Genomic DNA, 25,436 nt, shown 5'->3' on the forward strand with positions numbered 1-25,436 from the left:
GACGGTCTGCCGACCGGGGCCCGTCACCCGGTCGGGCGACGGGCCCCGGCACCACGAGGCGCAGGGCAGTGTGCTCACGTCGGCTCCGCCACCATCTCGATCGCCCCGGCCGGGCACTCGGCGGCGCACAGGCCGCAGCCCTTGCAGTAGTCGAGGTCGATCTCGTACCGGCCCCCGGGACCGAGCTTGATGACCGCGTCGTCGGGGCAGACCCCGTAGCAGTTGTCGCACTCGAAGCAGCTCCCGCAGGACAGGCAGCGCCGCGCCTCGAACAGGGCCGTGTCCGTCGTGAGCCCCTGCACGACCTCCTCGAACCCGCTCGTGCGCCGCGCCGTCTCCAGCCGCGGCCGGACCGCGTGCGGGGCGTCCGCGTAGTACCAGGGGTTGAGCAGGTCGTAGGTGACCACGGTCGCCGTCGGCCGCGCGTTGGGGGCGACGGGCGACGTCGTCGGGGTGACGCCCGGGCCACCGAGGTACGCGTCGATCGCCCGCGCCGCGCGCGCGCCGTGCCCGATGCCGACGGTCACGCTGCGCTCGGTGGGCGTGGCGTCGCCGCCCGCGAAGAGGCCGGGCCGGCCGGTCATGAGGTTCCCGTCCACCTGGACGACCCCGTCGACCACCTCGACCCCCGGCACGCCGGCGACGAGCGCCAGGTCGGCCTCCTGCCCGACGGCCAGCACGAGCGTGTCGGCCTCGAGGTCCTCGAGCTCGCCGGTCGGCTGCGGGAAGCCGGACTCGTCCAGCTCCATGCGCTCGACCCGGACGACGCCGGCGTCGGCGTGGGCCACGGTGGACAGCCAGCGCACCTGGATGCCCTCGTCCAGGGCCTGCGCGACCTCGTCGTCGTGCGCCGGCATCCGGTCGCGGGTGCGGCGGTAGACGATGACGGACTCGGTGGCACCGAGGCGCCGGGCGGTCCGGGCGGCGTCGACCGCGGTGTTGCCCCCGCCGTACACGAGCACGCGCCGCCCGAGGACGGGCCGCGCGCCCTCGGCGACGTCGTGCAGGAGCGTCACGGCGTCGAGGATCCGGGCGGCCTCCCCCGCCGGCACGTACGCCCGGCGGCCGAGCTGCGCGCCGACGGCCAGGAAGACGGCGTCCCAGCCCTCCGCGAGCGCGGCCTCCGCGTCCGTGACCGGGGTGTCGGTCTCGATGCGGACACCGGTCGCCACGATCCGGGCGACCTCCCCGTCGAGCACGTCCCGCGGCAGGCGGTAGGTGGGGATGCCGTAGCGCATCATCCCGCCGGGCTCGTGGCCGCCGTCGCGCACCGTCACCTCGTGACCGAGCCGGCGCAGGTGGTAGGCGGCGGACAGGCCCGCGGGCCCGGCGCCGACGACGAGCACGCGCCGCCCCGTCGGCTCGCCCGCCTCCGGCAGCACCCAGCCCTGCTCGAGCGCGAGGTCACCGAGGAAGCGCTCGACGGCGTTGATGCCGACCGCCTCGTCCAGGAAGGACCGGTTGCAGGCCGTCTGGCACGGGTGGTAGCAGACGCGGCCCATGACGGCCGGGAACGGGTTGCGCTCGACGAGCGTGCGCCACGCGGTCTCGTACTCCCCCGCCTCCGCGGCGTAGAGCCAGGCCTGCGGGTCCTCGAACGCCGGGCACGCCGTGCCGCACGGGGCGATCCGGTGCACGTACTCCGGCCGCTCGGTCCGCCACGCGCCGGTGCGGTTGGCGAGGCTGGAGCCGACGGCGAGCGTCGTCGCGAAGGAGCGGTCCATCACGGCACCTCCGGCCTGACGGGTGGGGCGGGTGGGGCGGTCGGGGCCGGCGGGGCGGACGACGGCAGGGCCGCGACGGGCTCCACGAGCCCGTACCGGGCGATGTTGCGGTCCGCGATCGCCTGGAGGTGGTCGATGACCTCCTGCCGGCGGACCGGCTTGAACAGGTGCGCGAAGCGGCCCTGGTCGACGAGGTAGTCCTCGACGGGCACGCGCCGGCGGATCCGCCGCACGGACGTGACCTCGCCCTCGACCGCCTCGATGACGGGGAAGAACCCGCTCTCGACGGCGAGCCGCGCGGTGCGCACGGTGGCGGCCGACTCGGTCCCCCAGCCCAGCGGGCACGGCACGAGGACGTGCAGGTACCGCGCGCCGTGGAAGGACATGGCGCGGGTGACCTTCTCCTCCAGGTCGCGCAGGTCGGCGATGGACGCGGTGGCGACGTACCGCACGTCGTGCGCGATCGCGATGCGCGCCATGTCCTTGCCCTGCCCGAAGACGTTGCCGGGCTCCGGGCCGACGACCTGCGTCGTCGCCGTGCGGGCGGCCGGCGGCGTGGCGCCGGAGCGCTGCACGCCGGTGTTCATGTAGCCGCCGTTGTCGTAGCAGACGTACAGGACGTCGTCGTCGCGCTCGAACATGCCGGACAGGGCGCCCATGCCGATGTCCACCGTGCCGCCGTCGCCGCCCTGCGCCACGACGCGGACGTCGTCGCGACCGAGCGCCCGCAAACCCGCGGCCACGCCGGAGGCGACCGCGGGGGCGTTGCCGAACAGCGAGTGCAGCCACGGCACGCGCCAGCTCGTCTCCGGGTACGGGGTGGAGAAGACCTCCAGGCAGCCGGTGGCGTTGACGGTCACCATCCGGCCGCCGGTGGCGCGCATGGCCGCGTCGAGCACGTACCGGGCGCCGAGCGCCTCGCCGCAGCCGCGGCACGCGCGGTGCCCGGACGTCAGGGCGTTGCTGCGGTCAAGCCGCGACTGGCCGCTGCGCCGCTCGGGGTCGAGGAGCCGGTTCCCGACGGCCCAGCTGCCCACCTGGTAGTACTTCACCGGCATGCCCAGGTCGGTCGTCGTCATGGCGCCACCTCCGCCGGGACCCCGATCCGCTCGACCGCCGCGAGCGCGCCCTCCCGGGCGAGCAGCGCGTCGTCGAGGTCGAGGAACGTGAGGTCGGGCAGGTCGGCGGCGCGCTCGACCACGGCCTGCAGCGACGCGCGGGTCACCGGTCGCCCGCCCAGCCCCGCGACGACGGTGTGCAGCGCGGGGACGGCGGGCGCGAGGCTGCGGCGCACGTCGTCGGTGACGATGCCCCCCACCCCGGTCTGGAAGGCGCGCTCGACGACGACGACGCGGCTCGCCCCGGCGAGGGCGCCCCGCACGGCGTCGGCCGGGAAGGGCCGGTACAGCGCGAGGCCGAGGACGCCGACGCGGTGCCCGGCCGCCCGCGCGGCGTCGACGACGTCCTGCAGCGTGCCGACGACGGACCCGAGGGCGACGACGACGGTGTCCGCGTCCTCGAGGCGGTACGGCTCGAGCAGCCCGGGGGCGGGCCGGCCGAGGACGTGGGCGAGCTCGTCGGACAGCGCGGGCAGCACCTCCGGCACGCGCTGGTGGCGGCGGTGGGCGACGTAGCGCACCTCGGTGAACGCCTCGGGGCCGACCATGGCGCCGAGGGAGACGGGGTCGTCGGGGTCGAGGCGCTCGTGCGGGGCGAACGGCGGCAGGTAGGCGTCGACCGCGGCGGCGTCGGGGACGTCGACGCGCTCCGTGGCGTGGGTGAGCACGAACCCGTCCATGCACACCATGACCGGCAGGGACACCGTCTCGGCGAGCCGGAACGCGAGGACGTGCAGGTCCGCGGCGGCCTGGTTGGAGGACGCGTGGAGCTGCACCCAACCGGAGTCGCGCTGCGACATGGAGTCTGAGTGGTCGTTCCAGATGTTGATGGGTGCGCCGAGCGCACGGTTGGCGACGGTCATGACGACGGGCAGGCCCAGCCCGGCGACGTTGAAGACCGCCTCCGCCATGTGCAGCAGGCCCTGGCTGGACGTCGCCGTGTAGGTGCGCGCGCCGACGGCGCTGGCGCCGATGAGGCCCGACAGCGCGGACGTCTCGCAGTCGACGTTGAGGTACTCGCAGTGCAACTGCCCGGACTTCACCAGCCGGGAGATCTGCTCGACGATGTGCGTCTGCGGGGAGATCGGGTAGGCGCACACGACCTGCGGCCGGCACGCGGCGACGGCCGCCGCGACGGCCTTGGAGCCCTCAACCTGCTGCAGCACGGGGCACCTCCGGCGTCTCGGGGGTGGCGCCGTCGCGCTCCGCGGCCGGGACGTCCCCCGCCGCACCCGGCCCGAGGACCAACCAGTAGGCGGCGCGGGCCGCCTCGGCGTTGCGCTGCCCGACGGCGCCGGGGAACCGCTCGAGCAGCGCGGCGACGACGGCGTCCAGGCTCACCAGGCCGGTGACGGCGGCGAACGCGCCGAGCAGCGGCGTGTTCGGCAGGGGCCGGCCGAGGTGGTGCCGCGCGATGGCGGTCGCCGGGAGCGGCACGACGGTCGTGCGGTCCGGCGGGGGTGCGCCGTGCAGGCCGAGGTCGGCGGGGCGGCGCGGGCTGTCCAGCAGCACGTAGCCGTCGGGGCGCAGCCCGGCGAGCACGTCGACGTGGCCCAGCAGCGTGACGTCCTGGACGATCACCGCGTCGGGCGTCGTGACCGGGTCGTGGGCCCGGATGGGCTCGTCGGCGATGCGGCAGAACGACACGACGGGCGCGCCGGTCCGCTCCGAGCCGAAGAAGGGGAAGGCCTGGGCGTACCGGCCCTGCCGGAACGCGGCCTCGGACAACAGCTCGGCAGCGGTCACGACCCCCTGGCCGCCGCGCCCGTGGATCCGTACTCGGAACACTGCGCACCACCACCTCTCATCACCGGGTTTATCCCGGCGAGGTGCGGTGATGCGCGGGACGAACGTCCCCGGGCCTGGTCAGCGGCCTCCGGTAGAGGGCCCGGTGCCGCCGTTCGGGCGTGTGCGGCGGGCGCCGTGCGGGTACGTCCACGACGGGGCGGGCTGCGGCTCGGGCCGCGGCTGCGGCACCTGCGCCCCCGGCGACGACGGCTGCGGCGGCGGTGCCGGCCGGGCACCCAGCCGGGACGGCAGGCGCTCACGGATCTCCTGCGTCACCGCGGTGAGCCGCTCCGGCGGGACAGGTCGTGCGATGCCGTACCCCTGCGCGAAGTCGCAGTGCATGTCCCGCAGCGTCAGGAGGGTCTCGTCGTCCTCGATCCCCTCCGCCACGACCGACAGGCCGAGCCGCTGGCTCAGCTCCACCACGGACCGCACGATCGCCTCGGACGCCTCGTCCCCGCGCAGCCCGGCCACGAAGGACCGGTCGATCTTCAGCCGGGAGACGGGGAGCTCCTGGAGGTAGGCGAGCGAGCCGTAGCCGGTGCCGTAGTCGTCGATGGAGAGGACGACGCCCAGCTCGTGGAGGGCGCGCAGCGCCTGCGCCGACTTCTCCCGGTCGACCATCGCGCTGGTCTCGGTGATCTCCAGCTCCACGCGCCCCGGGTCCACGCCGTGGCGCTCGACCGCCTCGCGGACGTCGTCGACGATGCGCGGGTCCAGCAGGTTTCGCACCGACAGGTTGACCGCGACCGTGTACGGGCCGCAGGCCTGCCAGCGCGCGCACTGCGCCAGGGCGGCGTCCAGGACGAACCGGGTGAGCGGGCGGACCTGACCGGTGCGCTCCGCCGCGGGCACGAAGGCCCCGGGGGCGAGGAGGCCGTGCACCGGGTGCTGCCAGCGCACGAGCGCCTCGGCGCCGACGACCTCGCCGGTGCACAGGCTGATCTGCGGCTGGTAGTGGACGACGAGCTGCCCGTCCTCCAGCGCGTCGCCGAGCTGGGCCATGAGCTCGGGGGCCAGCGCCCCGCCGACCTCCATCGCCGGGTCGTACCGGGCGACGTGCTCGGTGCGCTCGCGGGCGGCCGACATCGCGATGTCGGCCTTGTGCAGCAGCTCGGCCGGGTCGACGCCGTCCTGGGGGGTCAGGACCACCCCGACGCCGCCCTGGAGGTCGACCCCGAGGTCGCTGACGACGAACGGCCGCCGCAGCAGTGCCATCACCTGCTCCGCGCAGCCGAGCGCCCGTTCCTCGGTGTGGCCGCCGGGCAGCAGGATGCCGAAGACGTCGCCGCCCAGGCGGGCGAGCACCGCGTCCTCGCACCGGTGCTCGGACAGGCGGACGGCGACGGCCCGCAGCAGGTCGTCCCCGATCCGGTGCCCGAGGGTCTCGTTGACCTCGGTGAAGCGGCTGAGCCCGACGACGAGCAGCGCGGCCGGCTGCTGGCGCTCGTGCCGCCGCAGCTGCCCGGTGAGGACCGAGACGTGGTGGACGAACCGGCGGCGGTTGAGCAGCCCGGTGAGGAAGTCGGTGTCCGCGAGGCGCAGGAGGTGGCGTGCCTGCTGCTCCATGCGCCGGATCATGAGCACCAGCCGGGCGGCGAGCAGCCCGATGACGACGACGGAGAACAGCCCCACCGTCGTGCCGTGCACCGGGACGCCGAGGGCCGACTCGACGAGCAGGATCGCGGGGAGCAGCAGCGTGGAGCCGGCGAGGTAGGCGACCCGCAGGGTCGAGCCGTCGCTCGTCGTGCCGGGCACGCGCGGTGCGCCGACCCTGACCATGTCCGGGTGCAGGGCGGCCGCGGCGCAGAGGACGTAGCTGACCAGCCACGCGGTCTCGAGCACCCGTGCGTCCGCCCAGGTCTCGGACTGCACCCGGAGGACCTGCAGCAGCGCGTCCCCGAGGAGGACGGTGACGAACCCCGTCGTGAGCAGCAGCAGCGACGCGTCGCGGCGGCGTGCGATGAGGAGGAGGTGGACGAGGTAGGCGAGGACGAAGGCGTCGGCGGCCGGGTACAGGACTCCGGACAGCCGCTCCGCGAGGGCCACCCCCGGCTGGGTCCACGACGGCTGGACGACGACGACCCACAGCACGGTCGTGACGGCGCTGGTGACGATGAGCGCGTCCAGCACCGCGATGACGCTGCGGGCCTGCGAGCGCCGGGGGGCGAGCTGCCACAGCCCGGCGACGACGGGGACGTAGCCGACGAGGTAGAGGAGGTCGACCGGCAGGCGTGGTGCGTCGCCGCCGAGCGCGGCCTCGAGCCCGCCCCAGACGAGGTCGCCGGTCATCCACAGTGCCAGGCCGACCCCGAGCAGCACCCACCCTCGCCGGCGGGCGGGCCGGTGGAGACGGACGCCGACGACGATCGCGCCCAGAGCCAGGAGGACGGTGGCGAGGTAGAGCGCGTCGCTGAGCGGCCCGGCGGGCGCGAGGCCCTGGGCCAGCACGAGGAGGACGCCCACGCAGAGGTGGACGATCCAGGCGGATCTCAGCACCGCTCCTCATCGGCCGTCCGCGTGCGCGGTTGAGGCGACGGGGCACCTCGAAGCCGGACGAGAGCCCTGGCACTCCGGTTGCGGGCGCCGGGCCTCGGGACTACCCAGGAGGTCCTGCCCCGACGCGTTGAGGAGTGGCCACGATGAGCGAGAGCACCCCGCACACGGACCACCCCGCTCCTCCGGCGCCGTGGGGTCCGGAGCCGCAGCGCGTCGTCGTCACGGGCGCCGACTCGGGGATCGGCCGGGCGGTGGCCGTCCGGCTCGCCGGCCCGGGTCGGCACGTCGGCGTGACGTGGCACGAGGACGAGGACGGGGCCCGCGGCACCGCCGCCGAGGTGGAGGCGGCGGGCGCGACCGCTCACGTCCGGCGTCTGGACCTGCGCGACCCGCAGCGTGGCACGCGCGTGGTGGACGAGCTGGCGCAGGTCATGGGCGGGCTGGACACGCTGGTGCTGTGCGCGGGCACGGGGACGTCCACCCTCCTGCTCGACATGTCGTACCTGGAGTGGCGGGACACGGTGGCTGTCGACCTGGACGGCGCCTTCTGCTGCCTGCAGGCCGGCGCCCGGCACATGGTCTCCGGGGGCCGGGGCGGGCGCGTGGTCGCGATCACGAGCGTCCACGAGCACGCGCCGCGGGTCGGCGCCGCGCCGTACTGCGCGGCGAAGGGCGGTCTCGGGCTCCTGGTGAAGGTGGCGGCGCTGGAGCTGGCGGAGCACGGCATCACCGTGAACGCCGTGGCGCCGGGCGAGATCGCGACGCCGATGAACCGCCAGGAGGACGAGTCGGTGCTGGAGGGCAAGCACCGCCCCGGGATCCCGGTCGCCCGCCCCGGCGACGCGCGGGAGGTCGCCGCGGTCGTCGGGTTCCTGTGCTCACCGGAGGCCGGCTACGTCACCGGCGCGAGCTGGGCGATCGACGGCGGGATGCTGCAGATGGGCCCGATGGCCGGGTCGTACATGGAGGGCGACGCCTGGCGCCGGCCGTGAGGCGAGCCACATCGGAAGTGACTCATCGCGTGATCGCCCCTGACCGATGGGACTCGGAGTCGAGTAGAGTCCGGTCTGCGCCGGAAGAACCCGATCCCTGGACGGACGAGCCGGGTCACTCCTGACGCCGACAAGCACCTAGGAGTCGCAGTATGCCCACCCGAAGACTGCGCCGTCTCGACCGGTTGCACCGGTGGGGCTGGGCAGCCATCGACGGCACCGTGTGGGCGGTCGCGGTGTTCGCGGCGAGCTGGCTGCGGTACGACTTCGACATCAGCCGGCTCGAGGTCGCTCCGACCGCGCTGTTCGCCGCCGTGGCCGTGCTGCTGCACCTCATCGTCGGAGCGCTGGTCGGGCCGTACGCGGTCGGCCACCAGCGAGGGTCGTTCGAGGAGGCGGCGGACATCGTCCGCACTGTCATCAGCACTACGGCAGTCCTCTTCGCCTGGGCCGTCCTCGTGGACCCAGTGCTCGTGCCTCGTAGCGTCCCGCTGGTCAGCGGCGTGGTCGCGCTCAGCGCCATGGCGGCTGCGCGGTTCCTCCTGCGGGCGATACGCACCCGAAAGGCCGCCAGTCGCCCGAGCGAACGGCGGGCGATCGTCCTCGGCGCGGGTCAGGCGGGGCGGCACCTGGTCCGAGGGATGCTGCGCGACGAGGACAGCGACCTGCTGCCGGTCGCGCTGCTGGACGACGACCGCACGAAGCGTCGGCTCGCCATCGACGGAGTGCGTGTGCGCGGGACGCGCAGTGATCTCGTCGAGGTGGCCCAGAAGTACGACGCGTCTGCGGTCGTGGTGGCTATCCCTCGCGCCGACTCCGAGCTCCTGCGCCATATCTCCCAGCTCGCGGCGGAGGCGGACCTAGACGTCCTCACCTTGCCTCCGCTGAGCCAGATGGTGAGCGGGACGCCGTCCTCCCGCGATCTGCGCGACCTAGACCTCAACGACCTCCTCGGTCGTCGGCCCATCTCGCTCGACACCACCCTGATTGCTGAGAAGCTCGCCGGTCGCTCTATCTTGGTCACCGGCGCCGGCGGCTCCATCGGCTCGGAGCTCTGCCGCCAGATCGCACGCTTCGGGCCAGGAAAGCTCTACCTGCTGGACCGGGACGAGTCCGGCCTCCAGGCGACGCAGATGTCCTTGACCGGTCAGGGCCTTCTGGACAACGACGAGGTCGTCCTCGCAGACATTCGCGACCTCGACACCATGCGCGACGTCTTCCGTCGAACGCGGCCGGATGTCGTCTTCCACGCTGCCGCGCTCAAGCACCTGCCGCTGCTGGAGCGCTATCCGCTCGAGGCATGGAAGAGCAACGTCGTCGGGACGCTGAACGTCCTGACAGGGGCGGCCGAGCAAGGTGTCGGGACGTTCGTCAACATCTCTACGGACAAGGCCGCGGACCCGACGTGCGTGCTGGGGTACAGCAAGCGCGTGGCTGAGCGGCTGACGGCGCAGTTCGCCGTCACGCAGCCTGGCGTCTATGTCTCCGTCCGATTCGGCAACGTGCTCGGATCCCGCGGCTCGGTCGTGCTCGCTTTCACCGCGCAGATCGAGCGTGGTGGACCGGTGACCGTCACGCATCCTGAGGTCGAGCGCTACTTCATGCTCATCCCTGAGGCCTGCCAGCTCGTCCTCGAGGCATGTGCCATCGGGCGGGACGGTGACGTCATGGTGCTGGACATGGGGGAGCCTGTTCGGATCGTCGACGTGGCTCGCACACTGATCAAGATGTCCGGACGGAGAGGCATCGACATCAAGTACACCGGCCTCCGGCTGGGCGAGAAGCTCACGGAGGGACTCTTCGCACCCGACGAGACCGTGACAGCCACGGCCAATCCTTTGATCACTAGCGTGACGGCCCCACCCCTCGCTACTGAAGCGGTCAGGACTGCCCGACCGAGTAGCGACGCGACGGCCAGTGCCTGGATGCGGCGAACTGCGACGGTGAGCATGGCGAGTCACGACAGCACGCCGCAGCAGAGGCCCTCAGAACGACGGCCATGACGTCAGCAGGAGCACTCACTTTCACGTCGACGGCGGTCATTGCGCTGGCCACATCGCTCAGCGTTCGTCCACTGCTCCTGCGTCTAAAGATCCTGGACGTACCGACGCACCGGTCTTCGCACACAGCGCCGGTCGCACGGGGAGGCGGGCTTGCTCCGGTGGTAACCATTGCTCTCGGCATTCTGTTGTTCGTCGCCACTGACGAGGCTCCGTCCGAGCGGACGTTTCTCGTCTTCATGGCGGTCGTTGTGGCAGCCGGGCTACTCGGGTGGTTCGAGGACTCTCGGGGGGTGAGTGCCGGAAAGCGAGCGGCTGCACACCTCCTGATCGGCGGAGCCGGTGTCGGCGCTCTCGCGGCCGGTCGGCCGACGGCCTGGTGGCTCATAACCGTGGCTGCCGTTGCTGTGGCCGCCTACATCAACGTGGCCAACTTCATGGACGGCATCAACGGCATCTCGGGGATGCACGGGCTCGTCGTGGGCACAACGCTCGGCGCGCTCGGTCGGATCGAAGGCGTCCACTGGCTGGCCGTCATCGGGGGCGTCCTCGGGTTGGCATTCGCCGGCTTTCTCACGGTCAACCTGGGCGGTCGGGTCTTTCTAGGTGACACCGGCTCCTACGCGCTCGGGGCTGCGTGTGCGCTGGGCGCGATCGCCGCGGCCATGGACGGCGTTCCGCTGCTCTCCGTGATCGCGCCCCTGACCATCTACCTCGCCGACACCGGTGTGACCCTGACGCGCCGGGTCCTCCGCGGTGACCGTTGGGCGGAGGCCCACCGGGAGCACGTGTATCAGAAGCTGGTGGACGGTGGCTGGAGTCACCTCCGGTGCGCCGTCGTGGTGTCGCTGTTCACGGCGACCGCGGGCGGGCTTGGCGTGGCACACGCGCTCGGCGGGCTGGCGCCCCTCTGGGTCGTGCTCCCGCTCGGCGCGCTGTCCGCCGCCTATCTCGGCCTTCCTCGGATGTCGGCCTGGGGAAGTCACCGTGCCTTCGGAGTCGAGCGGACGAGGTCGTGACGGCATGGAGATGGAAGAGGTCCGACGCTGGGCTGTTCTGGGCGGTTCAGGTTTCGTGGGGCGCTCCGTACGGGCAGCCCTCACCGAGCAGCAGGAGGACGTGAGGGTCGTCCGCGCCCCAAGGCTCGACTTGCCCGTAGCCGCCGGGGTCAGCGACGTCATCGCCGCCGCACGTAACCATGACGAAGTCCGAGCGCTGTCGGCGCAGTTCGAGAACTGCACCGTGGTCGTCAACGCAGCTGGCCTCGCAACGCCAGGTTCCGGCGCCAGCACCACGCTGACCGGCGCGAATGCGCTCCTCCCGGTTGTTGCCTTCGAGGCTACCCGCGCCGCCGGCGCGCGCCGCTTCATTCACATCAGCTCCGCCGCAGTTCAAGGACGACGAAGGGTGCTTGACGAGACATCGGACACGGCACCGCTCTCCCCCTACGCGGCGTCCAAGGCCCTGGGCGAAGCTGCCTTACGCCGGGCAGCGGTCGACGTCGCGACCTGCGAACTGGTCATCCTTCGCGCAACGTCCGTCCAAGGGAGGGAACGACAGACGACGGCGAGCCTACGCCGGCTGGCACGGTCCCCGTTGGCTTCTGTAGCTGCCCCGGGTACTCAGCCCACTATCGTCAGTTCGTCGCAGGGGCTGGGCGCATTCGTGGTAACGCTCGGCGTGCAACCCTCTGGCGCTACTCCGCTGTTGGCCCTCCAACCCTGGGAAGGTATTTCCGTGAGCGAGATCCTCCACGCAGCCGGAGGACGCTCCCCCCGTGTGCTGCCGCATCAGCTCTGTCATTCAGTCGTGAGCCTTGCTTACACACTTGCGAGGGTCAGTCCCGGCCTAGCGGGCACTGTCCGCCGCATCGAGCTGATGTGGTTCGGACAGGCGCAGAATGCGGAATGGGCAATTCAGAGGGGCCTTGACCCGGCACCGCCCCTAGTCCTGAAGGAACTAATGCCGGCCGATACTTTGGCGCCCCCTTCCGCGGGCGAATCTGTCCCGTGACCGCTCTTCGCTAATAGACCACTTCTTCGCACATTATCGCCAGACTCCCGCGTCCGGGCCTCGGAAGATAAAAAAGGCGCGCCACCCTTGTATCAGCACAACAACCATCTCTGCAGCAAGCATTCCAGTTGCTGCGCCTGTCGCCCCATAGGACTGGGCAAGCAGAAGAACGCAAGGGACACCCACAACCGTGCCTGCAAGACGACTGTGCGCGATGACACGCGCGGCACCGATCGGCGCCAAGACATGAGAACTCAGCGACGAACCCAGCGCAAAGAAGACGCAAGTCGCAGCCGTAACGAGACGCAATGAGTCAGAGACCTGGAAGGCGCCCTGGAACAACAGGATAACCGCAATTGGTAAGAGGAAGTATACCGAGAGGCCCGCGATCACACCCAACGAAGACATAAGAGATAGAGCCGCTGCGATCCGCCGTCTGTTTGGTTTTCCCGAGCCGTCCTCAGACACCCATCCTTGAACAGCAGAAGTGCCCGCCGACACGCCGGCCTGCGCGAAGGCCCTGATTCGTAGTGCTCCAGCAAGTGATGCTAGTCCGCCCACGTTAAGGCCTGCGACCTGCGCAAGAGGGATCACCAGGCTCGTATACCCTGCGCCAACTGCTGCTGATACGGCCAACCGCAAATGAGACCGGACGCTCACGGGGTCCGGCGTGCGCCAATCCCGAAGTGCAAAGCCACCGCAGATTCTGCGCGTAGCCAGCCAAGCACCAGCTAGATTGAACGCGATCAATGCGAGCGGATACGCGAGAGGCTCCTTGGTCATTAGCAGCAAGGGGAGGGCCACTACCGAGCCCAACACGCGAGGAGCCGTCTCGTGCTGGAGCAGGTCCAGCGGTCGGCCCGTTCCGATATAATACCAACCCGGAGAAAGTCCGTAGCCAGCGACGGCGACACCGGTCAATGCAGCGAGAATTGCGTGCTGCCCCTCTGCGAACGCAGCTGCTAAGACTGCCGACAGAGCCGTGACTGGCACGAAGGCCGCCCCCCGCATTATGAGGCTCTCTCTGTAGACGGCGCTAGCGTGCCTTGAACTCCTCCCAGCGACCCGCGAGGGACCAAGGATCGGCCATGCGAGTCCGATGCCAACGGCGCCGACCGCGCCGAAGGCCTGCCCCAGCGATACGGCCACCCAGCCAGATGCACCGACGAGAGGCACCAGTATAGGAAGTACCAGCAAGGGCGCGATTGCACCGACCATTTGCCACATCGCGAACGACCCAATGCGGCGCCACGGCAGGCCGGTTCCATAACTTTCCGGGCCAGCCCCCCAACGCCGCGACAAACTCAGTTCTCCTGATATGAAGGAAGGGCAACCGTGCCCCCGAAGACTACGGCGCGCAGGGCGCGCCCGATCCCGACCAGGTGGTCCGCGGTACTAGCGCTTGCAAAGGGAACGACTAGTATACGAATCGTGAGCGCAAGCACTAGAAGCGACTTTCCAAACAGCCGGGGACATCCATACTTCTGAAGATATGCCAGGCTCGACACCGTGCTCACCGGAAGAACTTCGCGAATGTGTGCTCGGCTGGTAGTTGACGCGTTGTGCCGAATAGCATCGCACTTCAAGAAGGCCGCCCGAACTGAAGCATTAGCGGCGCGCCTGGCGAAGTCGGCATCCTCATACGTGTATACGAGCAAGGGATCCATACCGCCCAGCCGGTCCCACAAAGAACTCGCGATCATCACGAAACTAAAGGGTCGATAGTGCGTTCTGCCCAGAACAGAACACTCGGCCGGTCGAGCGGCTGGAATCCGACGCCGGAAACGGTCGAGCAGCGCAATTGAGGTGAAGACATCGATCGGCCCGGGGAACGGGCGAGGAGGAGCGGGGTCGAAGTAGATCAATTCCGAGTCTTCTTTGCCTCGCTCAATGCGCTGCACTATGGAGCCCAGCGCTTCAGCGCTCACGACTACATCGTCGTTACAGATGCCAATCCATTCGAGCGCCGGCCTGCGCTCTACCGCGAATCGCACAGCGGCTCCGAACCCAGGATTCCGACCGATCCGAAACCACGGAAGATCGGTTCCCTTAAGTTGCTCCTCCAGAGCGCGCCCGGTCGGCAGGATCACAGCTGGCAACCCTGCCTCAGCGAGACCGGAACAAAGCGCTCGGAGGTCTCCCACGTCACCGGACAGGGACGGGATGATGACCAGTGCCTTCACGCCGGGCGACTCAGAGCCCGCGCCGTCTCGGACCCTCACGGGGCTGCCTCCGTCAAGTCTCTATAGAGCTCGGCGTACTGCCGCGCCGTCCTTGTGATACTGAACTCCTCGCTCCGTCTGAGGGCACCACGTGCCAAACCAGCCCGCATGGCGGGATCGTCTCGCAATGCACGGACCTGCCGCGTGAGAGTGCAAGTGTCTCCAACCCCATGAAGCAGCCCACTGCGTTCGTGCTCCACAAGGTTTCCTATACCGGGCACTGCGGGCGCGAGCGCCGGAAGACCGGACGCCATGGCTTCGAGTGCAGCCAAACCGAATCCTTCGTAGGCAGCGGTAGACAAGAGCGCATCATGGCTGCGGAGCAGTTCCGGAACATCGTCTCTCATGCCAAGGAAGACAACCTGTCCCTCACCTCCCCTCTCCCTCACCTCCAGTTCCAGCTGCCTTCTCAGCGGCCCCTCGCCTACTATTGTCAGAGATACGTCTGGAAGACCCACGACCGCCTCTATTGCGCCCCGGACGTTCTTCCGATGGTCCAGCGCGCCCACGGAGATTAGGCGTAAGCGACCAGGCGGAGAAGCGGGCACCGTCTGCGGTTTGAACCTGCCCAAATCGATGCCATTCGCTATGGTCACGATCTCTGCCGTGTTGCGGCCGCCGAGGTGGGCACGGAGCGCGGTCGATACACCCTCGCTGATACCCACACAGCGGTCATATCTACCATAGATCGACGGCTCGATGTACGCGGCCAACCTGTGCATGCGCCGGCGATTCGTCGGACTGTGTTCCGTCACGATCTTCACCCGGCATGGAACAAGCGCCGACAGATAGAAGGCAGGAAACAAGTGTGCGTGAAGGACATCCGCAGTTCCGGCTATTTGTCTGAGCCGAAAGATTGAGCTCAAGGGGTTTCGGGCCCCAATCGACCTGACCTCTAGACCGACGCTTCGCGCCCGTTGCTCTACTGGTGAGGTGCCGCCCAAGGGGCGAAGCGACACGATCGTGACATCATGACCGAATTGCTTCAGTGCGTGCGATAGATCAACGACGAGTCCTTCGGCTCCGCCTACATCAAGTGAGTTGATCACCTGAACGATGCGCAGTGCGCTAGCCCCCATCGACGCTCCCGCGGTAGAGACCTTCTAGACCGCGCCAAACGACCTCTTGCGCGAAGGACCGGAGAACTCGGTCGTGCGCAGCCCTACCCATTTGTCCACGAATCTCGGGGTCCTGCAGGCGTATTAGCGCACCCGCAAGTGCAGCCGAGTTGCCGACCGGTACTAGCAGTCCCGTGACTCCGTTGATTACGCTGTCCCGCGCTCCAGTTGCCAAGGTAGTGACGGCAGGAACTGCAAGCGCGGCCGCTTCCAACACCACATTCGGAAAACCCTCTCGATACGTGGGGAGAGCTAGCACGTCGCTTGCTGCGAGCAACTCGGCGACCGCTTCGGTATGATCCTGATGCCGCCAACGATTCTGCAACTTTTCCAGGTAGCGGCAAACCTCGCGGTCTTCGACCGTGCCGATGGTAAGCAAGTATGCATTCTGCAGTCCAGGCAGAAGTAGCGCTTCCGCTAGTTCACGGACACCCTTGTCTACACATAGACGGCCGACGAAAGCGATGAGATACGAATCGCGCGGGATGCTGAGTCCCGCGCGGATCTCTACTGGCCTTGCTCGCGCGCCCGCCAAAGCGACCCTTGCGGCGTCCACACCATTGCTGCTGCCCGATCCGAACAGGAGCACCGGTTTGGCGCGCGACACCAACCGTTTGCGATAAAGTTCACGCCTGACACTCTCGCTTACTGCAACGATCTCAGTTGCGTTGGAAGCGGTAGCCCACTCACTAGCCATGAGAACGAGGCGCTTCGGTCCCGTCGCTGACTCGTAACGCAATCCTCGAACTACATAGACTCGTCTCGGAACGCCCAGCATCCTTGCTGCGAACCCCGCGATCAATGCGGCCTTTGGAGTGCTAACGTTCACAACATCAGGTCGAACCTTCGCGATAACGCGGGCCCATCGGAATAGGGCAACCAGGTCGCGCATGGGGTCGATCTCACGAGGCGTCGGCACAACAACACTGCGTACACCCTCGGCGTCCGCCAGTTTCGCTAGAGCCGGGCTCGCTGACGCCGCAACGAGCACGTCCCAGCCTTGCGCGGCCATGTACCGCAACTGTCCACGTAGGAACGACTGTGCACTGGTAGCGACGGTTAAGCAGTACATCACCGTGCCAGCACGATGGACGCATGCCGTGCTAACGTCTCGGTTTGCCGAAATGCTGCCCTGTTCACGGTCATTCTCCGGCTGCAGCGCGCTCACGGCAAACGCCTTATTAAGCGAGCGGGCACGCCCCCATAAAGGCAACCGGGTTCGCAATCGGCCGCCACCACACTGCCCGCGGCCACGACGCAACGCTTCCCGATCTCTACCCCCGGCAACACTGTGACCCTCGCCCCCAACCAACAGCCGTCCCCCACGGTGATCGGTGCCGTGACCACTGCACCCGCCCGGCCAGCGCCAGGTGTGTCCAAATCATGGCTACACGTGACGAACATGGCCTGGTATCCGATCGAGCAATCCGCGCCAATGGTGGTCGGTGCACAGAGATCGAAAAAGCAGCCGTAGTTAATGAATGCCCGCTCACCTAACGTCAATCCGTTTGCCGCCCCGAGGAAGCAGTCAGCGTTTATCGAGGCCGTTGGAGCCACAGAATGCCCGATCATTCCCCAAAGGCGCCCCCGAACATTACGCGGGCACAGCGGGCCGTTGATAGCGCCGTTTATCAGAACGTCCCTCGCTATCGCTTTGACGTTCCTGTGAACTCGGTCCATACGCATACGATCGGCTCTCATTGTTGTTGGCCGTTCCGAACGGCCGAGTGCGATGGCTCGGCTGCAGCGACCGAGCGGACCACGACCATCCAGCCCAAGAACGCCGCGGGACCGCCCTCGAAGAACGGGTCCGACATTGAAATTGCGAGTGCTGCCATCACGGGCGCCAAAAACACGGTTTGCCCGCGAAGCGCCTTAGCAGCTGCTCCAAATAGCACAAACAAGTATAGCGCGCCGAAAGCTCCCCCGATCTGCAAGAAGGAGAAGACGACGTTGTGGGCGAAGGAGAGCTCGCCCAGGTGCACCGTGGAGTGTCTTAGAGCGTACCAACCTGTACCGAATACCGGCGCATTTTGGAACTCTTGCCACGCGATCTGAGCGAGTTCTACCCTCGCATCAATATTGCGGGCTGGATCGTACCCGCCGACGCTACGCTCGGCGGTGACTCTCTCGAGAGCAATAAACGTTCCGGCGACCGCGAGCAAAGCGCCAGTCCGGTGAAGCGCCCGCGCGCCAAACGACCGCCCGGTTCGCCATAAAAGAACGGCAATTCCCACCGCAGCCGCAACAAGCGCGCCACGCGAAAGCGTCAGGACCGCGACACAAACTGCGCTGAATGGCAGGAGGTAGGCATAGGCAGGCGCCTGAACGGTGCGCATCCGGGCGAGCAATCCCATCGAGGCGACGACGAGCGCGCCGGCTACATAATTGGAGCCCCCCCACTCGAGGATTGCGGCGGCGTGGAGCCCACCAGTCTCGGCGTCGATCAACTGGTTAGCGAGGTCCGCGCCCGCAAGCGCGACGAACGCCGTGAGGCCGTAGTCAATTGCACCGAACTTGCGGCCAGCCAGTCCCCACAGCGTGCCCACTGCGATACCGCCAACGGTAAAAATCGCGAAGTTGGCGTAGCCCACGATAGACAGCCGATCAGCTCCAGAGACCACGACAGGCGCGAGCATCGCCACGACCGGAACGAGCGCGACGCGGGAAGCGAGCGACAACCAATTAGACGACGGCTTCTTTGCGAGGGCCCCGGCCGTTCCATTGAGAAGGAGTAGTGCTACTGGTAGGTATGCCAAAGGGACCTGGAGTGTGCCCTGAGTGCTAGTGAAGGTAATGCCGCCGAGTGCTAGTGCCGCGACACACAATGCGGCAAGACCCCTGTCGAGTCGCGAGCCGACCAGACTTGCACGCAGTTCCGCCGCGGGCAAATTGCTCCTTGGGATTGCGGCGCTAGTGTCCCGCGCGCCGTCCAGTGGAGTCGCGTGGACCTGGCCTAACAGGACCACTTGGCGAGACCGGGCCACCGTTTCCCCTTACAGTCTCGTGACCGTGTCACTGGGGAGCAGCACACCTCTTGTGTCTAGAACCCTCGCGCCAGAGGCCTCCAGGCGCTCCAGGTCATAACTTGAATGCGCCTGGAGGAGAATAGTTAGGTCCGCAGCTGCGGCCGCCTCATAAGCGGCTGGTACCGACTGTAGTGTCCGGCGGCCTTCGCTAGTATCGATGTCCCATTCCTTTACATAGGGATCGTGGTACGAGACTATTGCCCCCCACTGCGTAAGCTTTCGCGCCAGCGGCACTGCAGGCGTCTCTCTACGATCTGAGATGTCTGCCTTGTATGTGATGCCTAAGAGCAACACTCGAGCACCGTTCACCGCTGTCCTGCGGTGGTTTAGTTCTTCCCAAGCACGGGTTGCCACATAGAGTGGCGCCGCCGTGTTGATCTCCTCTGCCAGTTCAACCATGCGGAACGCGTAACCTAGCTGGCCCTTGACACGGTGGCTGAGATACGAGGGGTCCACGGGGATGCAGTGCCCACCCACCCCGGGCCCCGGCCGGAACGGCATGTATCCGAACGGCTTGGTTGCGGCGCAGTCGATGGCGTCCCAAAGGTCGATGTCGAGCTCGTGGCAGAAGCGAACCATCTCGTTCACGAGTGCAATATTCACGTGGCGGAAGGTGTTCTCGATCAGCTTTGCCATCTCGGCCTCACGAGCGCCCTTCGCCTCGATGACGGTGTCGATGAAGCGGGCGTAGAACGCCTGCGCCGCTCGGGTGCACGCAGGGGTCAGACCACCCACGACCTTCGGTGTGTTTGCTACCCCGTAAGTATCGTTCCCCGGGTCAATCCGCTCGGGGGAGAAAGCGATGTAGACCTCCTTCCCCACGATCAAGCCGCTCCTCGCAGTAACGAGAGGGGCGAACACCTCTTCCGTCGTGCCCGGGTACGTCGTGGACTCGAGGACGACGAGCGTCCCCGCTGTCACGTGCTCGCCGATCACCTCCGCCGCTCGGCGCACAGGTCGCAGGTCAGGCCCGCCGTCTTCGCTCAGAGGCGTCGGCACGCATACGACAACTGCATCGGCGTCCGCGATGCATGTCGGGTCCACCGACGCGCGGTAGCCCCGGTCAAGGGCCTGTGCGATCTCGGCGTCTGTGACATCGTCGATGTGCGACCGACCCCCGTTGAGCGCCGCGACTGTCTTGGCGTTCGTATCGAGCCCCACCACGTCGAACCCGCGCTCCGCGGCTCTAAGAGCCATGGGGAGGCCGACGTAGCCCTGCCCTACTACCACCAGCCGGCTCATCGTGCTGCTCCTTCGAACCATGCGACGGTCTGCGCGAGTCCGTCTGCGAGAGACACAGGCTCGACGTCAGGAAAGAGCGCGAGTAGCGACGCGTTGTCGGCCTGTGAGTGGCGCACGTCCCCCGGTCGCTCTGGTCGGTGTTCAACCTCCGGGTCTCGATCCGTCACCTTCGCGAGCTCGGCGATGAGCCGGTCGAGCCGGATGTTGGTGCCGAATGCGAGGTTCACCGGCTCCGGGTGGCTCACCAGCCGTTGCACGGCATCGAGCAGCACGCGGCACACGGTTCCCACATACGTGAAGTCGCGCGAGTGCGAGCCGTCGCCATTAACCGGCAGCGCGCGGCCCTCAAGGAGAGCGTCGACGAACACCGGGACCACTGCTGCGTAGGCGTGACCCGCGCGCTGCCGGGGGCCGTAGACATTGAAGAACCGAAAGGCGAGGCTGCGCAGGCCGAACGACTGCTGGTAGGCGAGCGTGTACTGCTCGGCGGCCAGTTTGGATACGGCGTACGGGCTCAACGGGCGCACCCACTCGCGCTCAGCCTTCGGCAGCGCGGGGTTCATGCCGTAGACAGAACTCGATGACGACACTACGACGTGCCCGACGTCGGCACGGCGAGCGGCCTCGAGCACCATGAGCGTCCCCGTGGCGTTCGCTGCGTGAGTCGCCGCGGGGTCGGCGATGCTTCTAGGAACGCTGCCCAGCGCCGCGAGGTGGACGATCGAGTCGGCACCCTCGCAAGCGACCTCCAGGCGACCGGCGTCGAGCACAGAGCCTTCGACGAAGCGCACCTCCAGGTTCTCGAGGTTCTCGCGGCGGCCCGTCGAGAGGTCGTCGAGCACGGTCACGCCGTGCCCCGAGCGAAGGAGGGTTTCTATCAGGTTGGATCCGATGAATCCTGCTCCGCCCGTTACCAGGACCTGCATGTGACGACGTCCTCTTGCTCGCGGTGTTGTGCGCAGACACTGTAGCCGTCGTCCGCGTGACCACCGGCACACGTCATCCCCCTGGGCACCGGGCAGCGCGTGAGAGAATCGCGAACGCTTCAGTCACGCGCTGCGCTGGCATCCGAAGGGGAGATCGAGGACGTGGAATTCCAGGACTACGTGGCCATCCTGCGCAAGCGGTGGGTCTCGATCCTTGTCGTCGCACTGGCCGTCGTCGCCGCCGCTCTCGCGGCGACACTCGCGGCAACCCCGAGCTACCAGGCGCGGTCGCAGGTGTACGTATCGGTCCGGTCCGGGGGCACGACTGCCGACCTCGTACAAGGCAGCAACTACACACAGCGCCAGGTGAAGTCGTACAGCGACCTCGTGACCAGCCCTCTCGTCCTAGCACCAGTCATCGAAGAGCTCGGTCTGGATACCCGGGCCGAGGTCCTGGCTCTTGCGGTGACTGCGACGCCCGTGGTTGACACGTCCCTGATCAACATCAGCGTGACCGATGAGGACCCGGGGCGGGCGGCAGCAGTCGCCGACGCGTTGGCTGCGAGTCTCGCAGTCCAAGTCAACGAGCTCGAGCCACCGACCGCCGATGGCCAGTCGCCGGTGCTCATCAGCACAGTCCGGCCGGCTGTCGAGCCGAGCGCTCCGGCGTCACCGTCCCCTACACGCAACCTGGCGCTCGGCCTCCTGCTCGGTCTCGCTGCGGGATTTGGCGTAGCCGTCCTGCGGGAGATGCTCGACACGAAGGTGCGCGACGAGGACCACGTTGCCCAGGTGACCGAATCAGCCGTCATCGCAGCCATCCCCCACGATGACTCTGCGGTGAACGACCACCTCATCGTCCAGTCCAACCCGATGAGCCTGGTCGCCGAGTCCTTCAGGCGCCTCCGCACCAACCTGCAGTTCCTGAGCGCCGAGGAGCAGCCGCGCGCCCTCATCGTCACGTCCTCGCTGCCCGAAGAGGGAAAGTCGACGACCGCCGCCAACCTCGCGCTCACCCTGGCCGACTCCGGAGCGCGAGTCATCCTCGTCGACGCGGACCTTCGCAGGCCCTCCGTCGCGAACTACATGGGCCTCGAGGGCACCGCGGGCCTCACGACGGTGCTCATCGGCCGGGCCAGCCTGGAGGACGTCGTGCAGCCGTGGGGTGCGGGACACCTGCACGTGCTGACGTCGGGCCAGATCCCGCCGAACCCCAGTGAGCTGCTCGGCTCGCAGGCCATGGCACATCTCCTGGGTCAGCTGGTCCAGCGGTACGACCACGTGATCATCGACACGCCGCCGCTGCTCCCCGTCACCGACGCCGCCGTCCTGGCCCGGCTGACTGGAGGCGCGATCGTCGTCGTCGGTGCCCACAAGGTTCACCGGCACCAGCTGGAGGAGGGCATCCGGTCTCTCGAGACGGTCAACGCCCGCGTCCTCGGCATCGTCCTGAACCGCGTCGCGCGCAAGCAGTCCGAGACCTACGCCTACGACTACTCCTCAGACCCGTCGCAGACGCCGCGAAGCGTGAGCGAGCGCCGGTCTGATGCACCGCCACCCCCGCGGCGTTCCACGAAGGCCGCGTCGGCCGAGGGCCTGGACCTCACGGGCACTCGCTTGCCCGCGCAGGGTGTTGCCGGGCTCGATGCCGCGCTGGGGGGACGAGGCGGCAATCGCTGGCCCGGCGAGCCGCTCGGCGAGCCTTCGGACCAAGCGCCGCGCCACAGCCGGGCGTGACCGCCACCCAACCGCCCTGTCCACGAACCCGTACCGCGACATCTCAGGAGTTCCGAGGATGACCCAGGTCGGTTCGCACCACATCGAGAGCGATGCAGGGCGTCGGCCGTACACGGTCCTCACCGTCTGCACCGGCAACATCTGCCGGTCCCCGGTCGTGGAGCGGCTCCTCGCCGCAGCTTTGGGACCGAGCGCTGACGTCGCCGTGGAGAGCGCTGGGGTCGGAGCTGTGGTCGGCGCTCCGGTCGCACCACTGATGGCGTCGCGGCTGGGCGCTGCTGGAGTGTCACCGGACGGGTTCGCCGCCCGGCAGGTGGTCGAGAGCATGCTGCGCGAGGCGGATCTGGTCCTCCCGCTCACCCGCCGACACCGCGCCGCGGTGGTCGAGCTCGCACCCGCCGTCGTCCGGCGGACCTTCACGCTCAGGGAGTTCGCGCGACTGGCGGACGCCATCGGCCCCGCGGCGCTCCCGGCGGGCACGCCTGCCGACCGCCTGGCAGCCCTCGTTCCCCTTGCGGCCGCACAACGAGGGCTGAAGCCCGCGCGACCCGAGGACGACGACGTCGTGGATCCCTGGGGGTACGACGACGCGGCCTACGAGGCGTCGTGGAACCAGATCGCGCCGGCCGTGGCGACGATCGCTCGCGTCGTCACGGGGTGACAGCGGGCAGCGTGTCCACGGCGTCGGGGTTCTGCTCCAGGTACTGAGCCACCGTGCCGTCGCGCACAGACTGCATCAGCGCGTCGAACCGCGGCCGGTCCAGCAGGACGATGCTCTGGCCGTCCGCGCTCGTCCCGAGGCCCTCCAGCGGCACCGTGAAGAAGCGGAGGTTCGCATCGCCGATCGACCGGACACGCGTCAGCAGGTCGACCATCCGCTGCCGCGTCAGGCCCTCGTCGACGGCGATCGACTCGGTGACGGCATCGAGCAGCGGGTACCAGGAGGACGGGTCGTTGAGCACCCCACCGTCCTGCGTGCGGCGGACGAGCGCCCGGATCCACGCCTGCTGCCGCTGGACCCGGTCGACGTCGCCCCGGGGCAGGTTGTACCTCTCCCGGACGTACTGCAGCGCCTCCTCGCCGTCGAGGAGGTGGGTGCCCTCCGGGAGCACGACGTCGCCGTTCGCGTCCTTCATCGGCTGCGTGAGGTTCATCGTGACGCCGCCGAGGACGTCGGTGATGCGCTTGAACGACTCGAAGTCTGTGACCGTGAAGTGGTCGATCGGCAGGCCCGTGAGCTGTTCCACCGTCTGGATGAGGAGGGTCGGGCCCCCGTAGGAGAACGCGGCGTTGAGCTTGGCCTCGCCGTACCCAGGGATGTCGACCCAGGAGTCACGTGGGAGGGACATGACATAGCCCGACTGCCCGTCCGCCGGCAGGTGCACGAGCATCATCACGTCGGTCCTCTGCGCCCCGCGCTCCCACTGGCTCGGGTCCCCGGCCGAGATCCTGCTGTCCGACCCGAGGACGAGCATCGTCAGCGGCTCCTGGTTCGGCGCCTGGTTCCCGTCTCCGGAGGCCGATTGCGGTGTGGGCGTCAGCGGCGCCGGCCTCGTGGGGAGGGCCGCGAAGGGGTCCCCAAGCCGCTCGACGTTCCGGTCGAGGCTCCCCAGCAGCACGGCCACGCCGACGACGCCGATCACCACGACAGACGCCAGGGCGATGAGCGTGACTTTGAAGCCGCGGCGATCACGCAGACGCCGGTCCTCGGGGTTCTCCCCGCCGGGCCCGTCGTCGTGCGCTGCCCCGCTGCTGTGGCTCACCTGCGAAGCGTAACGAAGGACCCGTGCCGGGCACCGCACTCTCAACGCGCCGTTGCCTGGGCGCCTTCCGTAACTCGGTACATGGAGTCTCATCATCCGTTGTGCTCGCGAACACCTGCCCGCCCCCCGACCGCGACCGCACCGCGTCAGCCGCCCCCCAGCGCGTCGCGGCCTTTCTGATGTTCAACGCAGGGCGAGGCCGTACCCTCGGCGGAATGACGCACAGTGGGAAGCGGGTCCGGTGACCGACTGGAGCCCGAGGGCCACCGCCACCTTGCGCCCCCGGCCGCCCGGCCGCCTCGCCGCGCGGGAGGTGCGTCGGCGCATGCTCGAGCAGGGCCACCAGGTGATCCGCGAGCGCGGCCTCGCCGTCGGCCTGGACGACATCCGCCTGGAGGACCTCATCGCCGCGGCGGAGGTCCCGTGCTCGTCCGTGTGGCGCATCTGGACCGCGAAGGCCGACTACGCCGCGGACCTGCTCGTCTCCGCCGTCGACCCCCGCGGCGCGAACGTCCTGCACGCCCAGGTGGACCACGAGGCGGTGGACGTCGCCCTCGCCCGCCTCGACGAGCTCACCGACCGGATGGACACACCCGAGCAGCGCCGGGCCGCCCTCGAGGACATCGTCAGCCGGGCCGTCGACCACAGCTACCTGTCCTTCGCGAGGTCCCGCGCCTGGCGCACGTACTTCGCCCTGCTCGCCTCGCTGCCCTCCCTGCACCAGTCGCGCGTGCGCGCGGTCATCACCGCGCGCATGTACGAGGCCGAGCGGGAGTTCGCGGCCGAGATGGGTGCCTACTACGCCGAGATCGCGCGCCGGGTGGGCATCCGCCTTCGCCGCCCCGATGCCGGCTGGGAGTCGCTCGCCCTGGCGTGCTCCGCCGTCGTGGAGGGCCTCGCCCTCCGGTCGGAGATCTACGAGCCGGTGGCCCGCGAGCCGGAGCCCGAGTCGCCGACGACGGCCCGCGGCGCCCGGTCGGACGGCGACGCCGCGGCGACGCCCGACACGGCGGGCGAGGAGCCCGAGGAGCCCGCGGAGGACTGGGGAGCCCTGCGCCCCACGATCGGCGAGCTCGTCGAGGGCCCGCACGGGACCGGGGACCGGTGGAGCACCGCCGGGATCGCCATCCTGGGCATCATCGACGCGTTCACGGAGCCGGACCCGGACTACCGGCACGACTGAGGCGCTTCCGCGCCGGTCGAGCCCTACCGGCGACCGGTCGGGCTGGCGCCGTCGGGCTCGCCCGCCCGACGCCGAGGACTAC

20 protein-coding genes are annotated in these 25,436 nt (G+C 68.9%); 7 read left to right on the forward strand and 13 right to left on the reverse strand.

All coding sequences use genetic code 11. The features are described from left to right. Positions 1 to 74 precede the first annotated feature (74 nt). The 5 genes from N866_RS01060 to N866_RS19610 form a co-directional block, all read right to left on the reverse strand. Entirely contained in the window at positions 75 to 1,724 is a 1,650-nt protein-coding gene (locus tag N866_RS01060; protein WP_173406118.1) for an NAD(P)-binding protein, read from the reverse strand. Then, positions 1,724 to 2,803, reverse strand: coding sequence for a thiamine pyrophosphate-dependent enzyme (locus N866_RS01065; RefSeq protein ID WP_052022210.1), 1,080 nt, complete (start codon positions 2,801 to 2,803; stop codon positions 1,724 to 1,726). The genes N866_RS01060 and N866_RS01065 overlap by 1 nt, the downstream gene beginning before the upstream one ends. Then, on the reverse strand, positions 2,800 to 4,008 hold the full coding sequence (locus N866_RS01070; RefSeq protein ID WP_034221419.1) for a pyruvate ferredoxin oxidoreductase: 1,209 nt from the start codon (positions 4,006 to 4,008) through the stop codon (positions 2,800 to 2,802). Before N866_RS01070 ends, N866_RS01065 begins: the two co-directional genes overlap by 4 nt. Beyond that, positions 3,992 to 4,630 carry a 2-oxoacid:acceptor oxidoreductase family protein gene (locus tag N866_RS01075; protein WP_052022211.1) on the reverse strand — a complete coding sequence of 213 codons (639 nt, stop codon included), beginning with the start codon at positions 4,628 to 4,630 and terminating at the stop codon, positions 3,992 to 3,994. The genes N866_RS01070 and N866_RS01075 overlap by 17 nt, the downstream gene beginning before the upstream one ends. Before the next feature lie 78 nt (positions 4,631 to 4,708). Then, positions 4,709 to 7,129 carry a putative bifunctional diguanylate cyclase/phosphodiesterase gene (locus tag N866_RS19610; protein ID WP_052022212.1) on the reverse strand — a complete coding sequence of 807 codons (2,421 nt, stop codon included), beginning with the start codon at positions 7,127 to 7,129 and terminating at the stop codon, positions 4,709 to 4,711. Between the two features lie 143 nt (positions 7,130 to 7,272). Here N866_RS19610 and N866_RS01085 point away from each other — a divergent pair, with 143 nt between their 5' ends. The 4 genes from N866_RS01085 to N866_RS20215 all read left to right on the forward strand — a co-directional run bounded on the left by N866_RS01085 (position 7,273) and on the right by N866_RS20215 (position 12,134). Beyond that, positions 7,273 to 8,121, forward strand: a complete 849-nt coding sequence (locus tag N866_RS01085) for an SDR family oxidoreductase (protein WP_081802220.1) — start codon at positions 7,273 to 7,275, stop codon at positions 8,119 to 8,121. Positions 8,122 to 8,435: 314 nt separating this feature from the next. Further along, positions 8,436 to 10,124 carry a nucleoside-diphosphate sugar epimerase/dehydratase gene (locus N866_RS01090; protein ID WP_245612314.1) on the forward strand — a complete coding sequence of 563 codons (1,689 nt, stop codon included), beginning with the start codon at positions 8,436 to 8,438 and terminating at the stop codon, positions 10,122 to 10,124. Further along, complete coding sequence (locus tag N866_RS01095; protein WP_081802210.1) at positions 10,121 to 11,140, forward strand: MraY family glycosyltransferase; 1,020 nt, start codon at positions 10,121 to 10,123, stop codon at positions 11,138 to 11,140. Before N866_RS01090 ends, N866_RS01095 begins: the two co-directional genes overlap by 4 nt. Positions 11,141 to 11,144: 4 nt before the next feature. Continuing rightward, positions 11,145 to 12,134 carry an NAD-dependent epimerase/dehydratase family protein gene (locus N866_RS20215; protein ID WP_081802211.1) on the forward strand — a complete coding sequence of 330 codons (990 nt, stop codon included), beginning with the start codon at positions 11,145 to 11,147 and terminating at the stop codon, positions 12,132 to 12,134. Between the two features lie 1,304 nt (positions 12,135 to 13,438). On the opposite strand, the gene N866_RS20750 is transcribed toward N866_RS20215, so the two are convergent. From N866_RS20750 to N866_RS01115, 7 genes are all read right to left on the reverse strand, one after another. After that, positions 13,439 to 14,224 carry a glycosyltransferase family 2 protein gene (locus N866_RS20750; RefSeq protein WP_155855134.1) on the reverse strand — a complete coding sequence of 262 codons (786 nt, stop codon included), beginning with the start codon at positions 14,222 to 14,224 and terminating at the stop codon, positions 13,439 to 13,441. A gap of 128 nt (positions 14,225 to 14,352) precedes the next feature. Further along, entirely contained in the window at positions 14,353 to 15,435 is a 1,083-nt protein-coding gene (locus N866_RS20220; RefSeq protein ID WP_081802212.1) for a glycosyltransferase, read from the reverse strand. Next, positions 15,425 to 16,642 carry a glycosyltransferase family 4 protein gene (locus N866_RS20225; RefSeq protein ID WP_155855135.1) on the reverse strand — a complete coding sequence of 406 codons (1,218 nt, stop codon included), beginning with the start codon at positions 16,640 to 16,642 and terminating at the stop codon, positions 15,425 to 15,427. The genes N866_RS20220 and N866_RS20225 overlap by 11 nt, the downstream gene beginning before the upstream one ends. Beyond that, positions 16,639 to 17,175: an acyltransferase gene (locus N866_RS22740; protein ID WP_155855136.1), complete on the reverse strand. Its 537-nt coding sequence runs from the start codon at positions 17,173 to 17,175 to the stop codon at positions 16,639 to 16,641. Before N866_RS22740 ends, N866_RS20225 begins: the two co-directional genes overlap by 4 nt. After that, positions 17,172 to 18,113, reverse strand: coding sequence for an O-antigen ligase family protein (locus N866_RS01105; RefSeq protein ID WP_034221425.1), 942 nt, complete (start codon positions 18,111 to 18,113; stop codon positions 17,172 to 17,174). The genes N866_RS22740 and N866_RS01105 overlap by 4 nt, the downstream gene beginning before the upstream one ends. A gap of 357 nt (positions 18,114 to 18,470) precedes the next feature. Further along, positions 18,471 to 19,745, reverse strand: a complete 1,275-nt coding sequence (locus tag N866_RS01110) for a nucleotide sugar dehydrogenase (RefSeq protein WP_034221428.1) — start codon at positions 19,743 to 19,745, stop codon at positions 18,471 to 18,473. Then, on the reverse strand, positions 19,742 to 20,671 hold the full coding sequence (locus N866_RS01115) for an NAD-dependent epimerase/dehydratase family protein (protein WP_034221433.1): 930 nt from the start codon (positions 20,669 to 20,671) through the stop codon (positions 19,742 to 19,744). Before N866_RS01115 ends, N866_RS01110 begins: the two co-directional genes overlap by 4 nt. Positions 20,672 to 20,770: 99 nt before the next feature. Here N866_RS01115 and N866_RS01120 point away from each other — a divergent pair, with 99 nt between their 5' ends. Together N866_RS01120 and N866_RS01125 are read left to right on the forward strand one after the other, a co-directional pair. Next, positions 20,771 to 22,408, forward strand: a complete 1,638-nt coding sequence (locus tag N866_RS01120) for a tyrosine-protein kinase domain-containing protein (RefSeq protein WP_245612315.1) — start codon at positions 20,771 to 20,773, stop codon at positions 22,406 to 22,408. 58 nt (positions 22,409 to 22,466) lie between these two features. Then, positions 22,467 to 23,069, forward strand: a complete 603-nt coding sequence (locus N866_RS01125) for an arsenate reductase/protein-tyrosine-phosphatase family protein (RefSeq protein ID WP_052022215.1) — start codon at positions 22,467 to 22,469, stop codon at positions 23,067 to 23,069. Here N866_RS01125 and N866_RS01130 read toward each other — a convergent pair. Next, positions 23,059 to 24,171 carry an LCP family protein gene (locus tag N866_RS01130; protein ID WP_245612316.1) on the reverse strand — a complete coding sequence of 371 codons (1,113 nt, stop codon included), beginning with the start codon at positions 24,169 to 24,171 and terminating at the stop codon, positions 23,059 to 23,061. The two genes, N866_RS01125 and N866_RS01130, sit on opposite strands and share 11 nt — an antisense overlap. 325 nt (positions 24,172 to 24,496) lie before the next feature. Between N866_RS01130 and N866_RS01135 the strand changes: the two genes are divergently transcribed. Next, a complete protein-coding gene (locus tag N866_RS01135) occupies positions 24,497 to 25,354 on the forward strand; it encodes a hypothetical protein (RefSeq protein WP_034221436.1) in 858 nt (285 codons plus the stop codon). The last annotated feature ends 82 nt before the right edge of the window (positions 25,355 to 25,436 follow it).

It is taken from the genome of Actinotalea ferrariae CF5-4, from assembly GCF_000603945.1.
Lineage (GTDB): Bacteria > Actinomycetota > Actinomycetes > Actinomycetales > Cellulomonadaceae > Actinotalea > Actinotalea ferrariae.

What these genes read in the sequence shown, in the direction of transcription:
- N866_RS01060 (WP_173406118.1), bottom strand. Translation starts at nt 1,724, where the DNA reads ATGGACCGCTCCTTCGCGACGACGCTCGCCGTCGGCTCCAGCCTCGCC.
- N866_RS01065 (WP_052022210.1), bottom strand. Translation starts at nt 2,803, where the DNA reads ATGACGACGACCGACCTGGGCATGCCGGTGAAGTACTACCAGGTGGGC.
- N866_RS01085 (WP_081802220.1), top strand. Translation starts at nt 7,273, where the DNA reads ATGAGCGAGAGCACCCCGCACACGGACCACCCCGCTCCTCCGGCGCCG.
- N866_RS01095 (WP_081802210.1), top strand. Translation starts at nt 10,121, where the DNA reads ATGACGTCAGCAGGAGCACTCACTTTCACGTCGACGGCGGTCATTGCG.
- N866_RS20215 (WP_081802211.1), top strand. Translation starts at nt 11,145, where the DNA reads ATGGAGATGGAAGAGGTCCGACGCTGGGCTGTTCTGGGCGGTTCAGGT.
- N866_RS20220 (WP_081802212.1), bottom strand. Translation starts at nt 15,435, where the DNA reads ATGGGGGCTAGCGCACTGCGCATCGTTCAGGTGATCAACTCACTTGAT.
- N866_RS22740 (WP_155855136.1), bottom strand. Translation starts at nt 17,175, where the DNA reads ATGAGAGCCGATCGTATGCGTATGGACCGAGTTCACAGGAACGTCAAA.
- N866_RS01105 (WP_034221425.1), bottom strand. Translation starts at nt 18,113, where the DNA reads ATGCTCGCGCCTGTCGTGGTCTCTGGAGCTGATCGGCTGTCTATCGTG.
- N866_RS01110 (WP_034221428.1), bottom strand. Translation starts at nt 19,745, where the DNA reads ATGAGCCGGCTGGTGGTAGTAGGGCAGGGCTACGTCGGCCTCCCCATG.
- N866_RS01115 (WP_034221433.1), bottom strand. Translation starts at nt 20,671, where the DNA reads ATGCAGGTCCTGGTAACGGGCGGAGCAGGATTCATCGGATCCAACCTG.
- N866_RS01125 (WP_052022215.1), top strand. Translation starts at nt 22,467, where the DNA reads ATGACCCAGGTCGGTTCGCACCACATCGAGAGCGATGCAGGGCGTCGG.
- N866_RS01135 (WP_034221436.1), top strand. Translation starts at nt 24,497, where the DNA reads ATGCTCGAGCAGGGCCACCAGGTGATCCGCGAGCGCGGCCTCGCCGTC.